The sequence below is a fragment of the Desulfovibrio sp. SGI.133 genome, from assembly GCF_050313955.1.
GTDB lineage: Bacteria > Desulfobacterota > Desulfovibrionia > Desulfovibrionales > Desulfovibrionaceae > Desulfovibrio.
The window spans coordinates 122,937-130,734 of record NZ_JBNPMK010000008.1; the positions used below are offsets into that span (position 1 = coordinate 122,937).

The 7,798-nt window shown below is 55.4% G+C and carries 2 protein-coding genes; both read right to left on the reverse strand.

The genetic code is table 11. From position 1 onward, the window contains the following. Positions 1-171: 171 nt before the first annotated feature. Positions 172-1,371, reverse strand: coding sequence for a hypothetical protein (locus ACQRBR_RS10390; RefSeq protein ID WP_427812935.1), 1,200 nt, complete (start codon positions 1,369-1,371; stop codon positions 172-174). Then, positions 1,368-7,535 carry a hypothetical protein gene (locus ACQRBR_RS10395; RefSeq protein WP_427812936.1) on the reverse strand — a complete coding sequence of 2,056 codons (6,168 nt, stop codon included), beginning with the start codon at positions 7,533-7,535 and terminating at the stop codon, positions 1,368-1,370. Before ACQRBR_RS10395 ends, ACQRBR_RS10390 begins: the two co-directional genes overlap by 4 nt. Positions 7,536-7,798: the final 263 nt, after the last annotated feature.

The window sequence follows — 7,798 nt, forward strand, 5'->3', positions numbered from 1 at the left end:
TAGATGCGCAGCATGCCGCCCATCAGGGCCGGATCCACGGCGGGCGCTTCCGGGGCGTCGGCAGCGGCATCGTCACAGGCCAGGCATGATATGTTATTCGGAGATGCTTGGCCTACTGGAGTAGTGACAGAAAACCTTTCGACGCCGGGGGCGGATCTTTCGCATGGCTATTTATTGGTCTTCGAGCAGGTACAGATAATCGCGGACTGCCTGCAGGGCTTCCTCGAAGGGGATCATATTGGCATGAGCGATATTGTTCCGGAGGTCGCGCCAGTGCTTTGCCGTATTGATAAGGAATATGGGCAGCTGGGATTTGTAATGGGTATAGATATAGTATGAGAGTGGTCCTATCTCGGAATCCAGCGCCGGGAAGTTTTCCGCATTCAGGCTATCCCAGCCTGGCCCCAGTATTTGTTCAATCTTGCGGTAAAGAAGGCTGTGAATTTCTTGGGCCAGCGGCAGGAAGACTTGCATCTGTCCACTTACAGCGAGCCGTTCGAGCTCAGCAGTCTGGCCAGCTGCCAGCAAGGCGGCAGGGTGCAATGCCGTCCTGCCGTAGCAGTTAATATCGAGTATGCCGCGATGCCACAGAGTGGCCACGATCCCTTGGGGGGGAGCGTAGCGGTCAAGGTGACAGGGGGGCGCATTGAGGTAGGACAGGACGAGCTGCCCATTCTCTCGCGTGTGTAATTCATGCTGGGACAGGGCATTGACCAAGCTGTCCATGTCTGTGGGCAATTCCTCTAGGAAAAAGTCCACGAGCCCGGGATCACTGCTGGCCAGTCCTTTGCACAGTGCGTAAAACCAGTAATAGAGGTGCTTTTCTTCGGTTTCGGCAGCCCCGAGGGCTCGTTCGATGGCATATTCCAAATCAGAGACATGCAGACGGCCCCACCAGTGGAAGACACTGAGGCCGATATCCTCGCGAGGCATCCTCCTGCCGGCAGGGACGACGAGGAGCAGACTCCAAGGCATGTGGATATCCTGGTCCTTGCAGAACTTCGCGTAGGCGACCATATGGTCGACGAAGGTGAAGAACTCGTCTTCCCATGGCAGCGGTGTCTCGGGGAGGAAAATCACCAGTGTGCGGCATTCCGACAGGGTCGCTTCCGGCAAGGCGGCGATATTGGCCTCGTCTCCATAAGGGAAGATGAAGAGCGGGCACAGGTTCTGCTCCAGTGAACTTTGCGGGTCGATCTGGGGGATACGGAGTTTTCCCAGTGACTTGCGGCCATAGGAAATCAGTTCGTCACGGAACGAAGAGAGCAAGTATTGCGGGACTGATACCGCACAATGCTCTTTTTCCGTGGCGAGGACCATACAGATCTCACGCAAAAAGGCTTTGGGATGAGGGCTGTACCAGATACTCATAAGTCGGCTCCTGTGATCGCATCAGCTGCAATGGCATCAAGCCTGAGGCCTTTGGAGGTCTCCCGCAGTATATGCAGGCTCTTGAGCAGATCCAGGCATTGCTGGAAAGCAGTTTTCGTGAGGGTCTTCGGAGGATCAATGAGCTCGGGGATGTCCGTTTCCTGGAAAACTTCTCCCCTGAGGACGCTCAGTGATGCCACGATATTCCGGAGTTCCGGCACATCAGGGACAAAGTCGGTACTGCGGAGGGACGCAACGGGCTTTTTCCCGGACAGGATAGGATAGGTCAGGCAGGGCCAGCCTCCCGTCTCTTTTATGATCTCGCCAGCGTTGAGGCCGGGCAGGGTCTTTTCCTTGCACCAGTAGTCCACACTGTTCTCTGTCCAAGGTAAGAGCGGCATCTGGTAGCTGGAGAGGGCATCGTTCAGGCCTTCCCGAATCAGCCCATAGAGGCAGTCCGGACCAACGAGGCAAACAATTTTGACGTATTTGCGGTCGGTCCGCAATTGGGCGAGCCAAGCCTCGGCGGTTTTCATGAACTGGGCCATATACGGGAACGTATCGGAAGAGATGGAGACAATGAGGCCTCCTTCGGGCAGCTTTTCATAGAAACCGCGCAGGGATCGCATAGCTTCCGTCACGGTCATGCCGGAAAGGGAGGCATAGCGCATCTTGCCCAGATAGTCGTTCTCGGTCTTTTCCGCGATTTTTTTTATCGCGTTGGGCACTCTGTCGAGTCCGAGCGCCTTGGAGCCGGAGATCCAGCAGATACGGCTGCTTTTGTCTGCCAGCAGGTTGTACTGGGAGGCGACGAAGACATCGGCGCCGTCCATGCGCAATTCGTCGGGATCGGCCACGGGCTGGTAGGGGCGATCGTAGAACTGTTCGAGCTGGAGCAGGACGTTTTCCTGTCCGCCAAGCAGCTCCGTGATATTGGGGGTGCGCAGCCGGTAACTGCCGCCAAAGGAGATGACGAGGCCAAGGCCTTCCATCTCGTGAAGCAGGCTCTGCAGGGTGTTCACATCGCCACTGCTACCGGCAGCGAAGGCTGCGGGCCAGTAGCTGCGCAACTCGTTCTGCAGCCGGCGGATGGAGATATTCTCGCCTTGCAGGAGCGCCATGACATAACCGATGACGAGGTAACGCTTGTCAAGGTCGAGCGTCATGGTGAAACAGTCGCGGATGCGTGTCTTCAGATCCTGGGAGTCATAGACCTTAAGCATGGTACTCTTGTCTATAATATGGACAGGCTCGCGCGAGGGCAGGTTGCTGACACATTTCACCAGTTCGCTGCAGAACATCTGGATGAGCTTGGGCTGGTAGTTGCAGTAGTTGAGTGCCATCTGGACGAGCTGAGGAGTCGCGAACTCGAGGCCCAGCAGGCTCATGGGCTTGGTCATCAGGCCGTAGGCCGCGTCCGTGGAGAGGGGCCCGATGCAGATGGGGGCACCAAAATGGTACAGGGGGTTATTGCTCTCATGGCTGAAGCGCTGGACAGAGTGCAGACCGGTGAAGACGACTTTAAAACTGCGGCCTGATTCCTGCATCATGTCACGCAATATCCAGACGTCCTTGAAGCCGCGTTTGCAATCCTTGTCCAGAATGCTGTCGCATTCGTCGAGGAGGATGATGATACGCCGTCCTCCTTCGCTGTGGAGCCAGGCGAAGAGCTTGTCTTTCAGGGTGTTGCACGTGGTGCCAGCATGGACGATTCCGGCCTTGATGCACTGTTTGAGGACGACGTCGAGGAGTGAGGTGTCCTGCACGGCCATGGTGTACTGGAGGACCGTGATGGGGGAAGCCGGAGAAAGCTGGCTGTTCTCGGGCCTGTACTCCTTGTAGATCTGCTGGAGCAGGGCACTTTTGCCGAGCTGACGTCCACCGTAGATGATGCAGGCTCCCTTGTCGCTGAGGACACTGGCTTTGTCGGCCTCGCGTCCAAAGAACATCTCTTGGGGCACAGCGCCCGCTACATCGGGGGTATAGGGGTTGTACGGCGAACCGGCGAGGACCACTTCGAACATTTTTTCTGTACGGACGGCGGCGTCCATGTCAGCGAGGAAGTGGAAGAGGTTGCTGTCGATGACCAGCGGGAAGACCGGCCAGCTTTTGGACAGGTGCAGAATCTCCTTTCTGGCGCCAGCCGAAAGGGGGCCGCAGCAGATCACGGTAAGAGCCGTGCCCGCAGTGATGTAGCCGCTGGTGAGCAGATGCTTGATATGGGCCGGGGAGACGTCCCAGCCGAACGCGATGACGTGCTGGCTGCGAGCACCGCTGCCCCACTGGGGGAGAGGACTGTCCAGTTTCATGCTGTAGCGGAGGACCCGCCAGAAGTTGGGCGAACCGGACGTGAAGATCTCCGTGGGCTGTTCCTTTTGCGAGAGCGTGAAGCCCAGCCAGCGCAGGAACTCAGTGGTGCGGCCACGGAAGGTGCTCTCCGTGCTGCGACGGTTGCGCAGGCTGTACAGCTGTTGCCAGAGCGTATGGGATGCCTTGTCCGCTGTTTCGGGGATGCCCTTTTCCAGCTGGGCATAGAACTCCTGGGCCGTGGAGCGGGAAAGTGTTTCCCTGGTCTGGAGGACCGGGAGTTCTCCCCGTTGGGCAAGGTGATTCTCCACACGAGCGATATTGTCCCATGCGGCACTGAAGACCAGGCTGGAGCTGACTTCTTTTTTCAGCTCGTCGAGGAAGTCCTGTGCTTCCTGGGTGACATCGTCTTTGGTGTACAGTTCGTCGATACGGGTGAGCACTGCGTCTAGGCTGCTCTTGTTCCAGTGTTGCAGCTCACCGCGCAGTTTCTTCAGTTCCTGGATTGCTAAGGCCATGTCAGGTATGGTGCCGGCCTGGTTGACGATATCGCAGATCTGGAGATTGATCTTGCTCTGCTGGTCGTACAGGATGGCACCCCGGAAATAGCTATCGCCGAGATATTCCTTCAGCGTTTCCAGCTCGGTGTCGAAGGCTTTCTGCCACTGTTCGCGGCTGGCCGTCATGACGTCATCGAGCGTGAAGGGCAGGGCGGCCGCAAGCGAGGGCGCGTGGAGAGCCAGCTCGGACGATGAGGGCCGGACATTGCAGGTGGGGAAGAACTTCAGGAAATCAGCTGACTTGGAGAGCCTGCCTCTGGCCATATGGATGGCGAGGCTGGCCGCGACGACATCGTCCTGAGCATATGATCCGGAAGCCAGTGCCCGGGCCAGCACCTGAGGAGACATCACTTTGTCTTCATCCGCATAGGCACAGGCCAGCCGCAGGGGCCACAGTTCGAGTTCGTCCATAGGGGAGCCGCTGCCCGACATCACGCCATTGTGCAGTTCCTCCATCTGGCAAATAAACCATTCGCCTTCCGCACAGGTCTGCAGACGGGATCTGTCCATGGCTGCATACAGGCGTTCGAAGCGTTGTTCCTCGTAGGACGGTTCGTTTCTTTTTGCCGTGTTCTGGAAACACTCGAGCCAACTCCCGGCCAGTTCCACAGCGAGTTTGATGTCATCGATGAGTTTTTGCCGGGCACTGGCCTCGATGGTGTTTGTGGATGTCCTGGCATGGCTGCGGTCAATGAGAGCCGTGATATTGCGCTCGTCCTGATAGGTATCGATGAATTCCCGCAAACCCTCATCGCTATCGTGCAGGCAGGCATCAAGGAGCTTGCCGATCACGCCACGTTTTTCGAAGAAGGTCTTTCGCAGTCTGCTGGCAGGCGCATAGATGATCTTGCCTTTCATGCTGCGCTGGAACAGCTTTTCGGTCTCTTTTCTGAGGAAGTCCTTCTGTTTTTTCTGGTCCTGAGCGCTCTGAGCGGAGAAGACGGAGTCCTCAAGCGGCTTGCCGCAGCGGACGAACTGGCGCAACTCCTCTATGAATTTTCTGAGGCCATAGTCGGTAAGATCGGAGTCGAGAATGGCAAGGATGGTGGTGATCGGATGCATGGACTGTGCGGGCATCAGCAGTGCCGGGCGCAGGATGGCGATCGCCAGCAAGAGCTTTTGCCTGTCATCTAGATCCTGGATACTGCGGGCAGCCTTATCACATAGATTCGTGATGGGCTCGCGGAGGCTGACAAAGCACGACTGGTAATGTGAACCGAGGTGCAACAGTTTGGCCAACCACACGGGGACAGGGGCATCCGGCTCGAAGCTGCAGGCCAGCCAGTAAAGGATGCAGCTGTCTTTGAGGACGACGGCCTGCCGGTACAGAGAGTCCGGGTCAGCCACTGGCCCGTCTTCGACGCCCTCTTGGCAGGGGGCGGTATTCATGAGGGCCCGTATACCTGCGGCGAGGTGGTTCGGGACATCGCCTCCCACGGCAGCAGGGAGCTGTCCTTCGGACTCTGCGGTCTTATTCACGGGGGCTTTCTTAGAGTCGGAACAGGATTGCGTAACCTGGGGAGCTTGACCAGTTTTGGACTCAGGGGGGATTGAACTGTCCTGGAGGGGGCGTTCCATCTTGTTCTTGAGGCGCAGGCCAAGGACCCCTTCTCCCAGAAGTGCATCGAGTCTGGACGAATGGCCGGTAGCGTTCCTGCTGCCCGTCAAGGAAGAAAAGGCATTCCGAGGCTGAACAGCGGAAGCGAGGGGCTGCCCGGGATCTCCGGCGGCTGCGTCAGCATCACTGGCCTGTGTGGCCTTTGAGGCTGCCGGAGTGGGAGCAATCACCCGAGGAGGCTGGTAATGCGTAGTGTCGTGGGCAAACATCTGGCTGTTGACGTCGTCAGGAGCGGAAGCGAGGGGCTGCCCGGGATCTCCGGCGGCTGCGTCAGCATCACTGGCCTGTGTGGCCTTTGAGGCTGCCGGAGCGGGAGCAATCACCCGAGGAGGCTGGTAATGCGTAGTATCGTGGGCAAATATCTGGCTGTCGACGTCGTCAGGAGCGGAAAAGTACCCCAAATTCCCGCTGGATACGGCTTTGTCAGCATCCTTGGCCTCTGTGGCTTCAGTAGTATCAGAAGTCGGAGTGATTTCAGAGGATGCTGCAGCCTCAAGGGTCGGCTGGAGATTTGGTGCAGCACCCTGTGGGCTCCCCGGTGTTTGCGCGCTTTCTCCGGCGTCATCATCTTTCAGAGAGAAGATAGCTTTTCCGAGCTTGGAGACCAAACTATGAGAGTAGGGAAAATCCGGAAACTCTTCATCGAGTAGATCAGCTTTGAATTCCAGCTCTCCTCTAATAGCGGGCAGAATCAGACTAAATAGTGGAGATTGTTCTGGCTGGAGCCGCCCCTCGTCAAGGGCATTGATTTCTTCTTCAGCAAGATTGCGATCGTTGGGCAGTAGCGGCGGAATGATTTGGTCTAGGAGGCGACGCAGGGCTTCGGTATTGAATTCAGGGGCAAGCTTCTGCATGCATATTTGCTGTAGTTCCGTGCGGATAGCCTGCAGCCGGGGATGCAGCCTGGCGGCCAATTCCATGCCCGTACACGCCAAACTCTCCCGGAGGACAGGAGTATCTTCTGAAGCCGTCATGCTGAGGGTTTCATGAAGAGGACGCATGAATTGTATCAATGTCCTACGCAATATCCGCAAATCCTTCAAAAGCTCACGTGATCGTTCCACGTCCTTTATGGAGGAGATAGTCATGGCGGGAAAATCAGTCTGGAGAGATTGGGTTTGCTTTATATAGTCATGGCCGAGAATGTCGAGATCCTCCAGCATGACAAGAGCCATGAAGGGGGAACAGAACGGGGCCATTTTTTCCATGAGTTTCAGGCTCGCGTCAGATGAGGAGGCCGCAATGTTGAGTTCTTCGATGCTCGGGAAAGATCCGGTAGGCATACCGAGAGCTTGGGCAAAAATATGCATGCCGGAAAGAAGTTCCCAAGGGGGAAGAGATGGATTTACACCAAGTTCCTCGTGAATCTGCATCAGAAACTTGTTGCCAAAATCCGTTTTGAATTGTGGGTACTTTTGTCCGAAGAGCCCTACTTTGGTCAGAAATTCCATGGAGACCACGCCACTTTTCCGGCATCTTTCGTACATTTTTTTTGTACCGATGTCCTCACTGGCGGCCCAGCTCTTCAGAAATGCACTTTCAAGGAGTTTTTTAAGAGCCTCTCCTCTCTTTTTGCGCCATAGTAGTTCAGAGAAAGCCGGGAAAGTCTGGATTGAAGTAATCTCTAGCGCACGATGCTGCTTCATATCGCCCCCAAGAAGCGGGAATGTGAATTCCATGAGAAAACATGTCCGTTATCTTTTTGATGATAGGTGAACTCATACATAATTGCAAGAAATATGTAGAATTTTAGGAATACTTATTTGAATACTATAATTGTCAATGTTGGATAAATTGTAAATTCAAATTAAATCAATGTATTATTTAAATATATTTAGGAGTTTGCTAAAAATAAAATTTTGTATAATATAAAAAGTTTTTATAAATCAAATAGATAGTATCTGTTTGTAGAATTTATAGAGCGTGGTTGTGTAACAACAAT

Bases quoted from the DNA above. Each gene is read 5' to 3' on its own strand.
- ACQRBR_RS10390 (WP_427812935.1), bottom strand. From the start codon at position 1,371: ATGAGTATCTGGTACAGCCCTCATCCCAAAGCCTTTTTGCGTGAGATC.
- ACQRBR_RS10395 (WP_427812936.1), bottom strand. From the start codon at position 7,535: ATGGAATTCACATTCCCGCTTCTTGGGGGCGATATGAAGCAGCATCGT.